Annotated in this window: 1 protein-coding gene; it reads left to right on the top strand. The window is 72.3% G+C overall.

Annotated elements, in window-relative coordinates; genetic code table 11:
• Window positions 1-613, top strand: a 613-nt coding sequence (locus AC27IQ_RS26690; RefSeq protein ID WP_487091494.1) for a FimV/HubP family polar landmark protein, incomplete at both ends; no start/stop codon positions are given.

Raw genomic sequence — 613 nt, 5'->3', positions numbered from 1 at the left:
CCTGCCCCCGGCGGGTGCCGCCGGCTCGGTCACCGTGCAGGCCGGCGATACCGCGGGCCGCCTGGCCGCCGCCAACCGCCCCGCTGGCGTGTCGCTCGACCAGATGCTGGTGGCGATGATGCGTTCCAACCCCGACGCCTTCATCCGTGGCAATGTGAACCGGCTGAAATCGGGCGCGGTGCTGCAACTGCCCGATGAAACCCAGGCACGGGCCACTCCCCCCGGCGAGGCACGCCAGATCATTGCCGCGCAAAGCCGCGACTTCAACGAATTCCGCCGCCGCCTGGCCGGTGCCGCACCCTCCGCCGAGGTGGCCGCCGCCGAGCGTTCGGCCAGCGGCAAGGTCCAGACCCAGGTCGAGGACCGCAAGCCCGCCACGGCCGCGCCAGACAAGCTCACCCTGTCCAAGGGCGCCGTGCAAGGCCAGAAGGCTGCTGAAGACCAGGTGGCCAAGGACAAGCAGGCCAGCGCCGCATCGGCGCGCATGGCCGAGCTGTCGAAGAACATCTCCGACCTGAACAAGCTCGGAACCGCCTCCGCGCCGGTGTCCACGGGCTCCGGCAGCGCGCCCGCAGCCACCGCCAGCGCCGCGACGGGGCGCAGCCGTGGCCAC

The organism is Acidovorax sp. KPB24-07, assembly GCF_057543315.1.
This window is presented reverse-complemented; position numbering and strand designations above follow the sequence as displayed.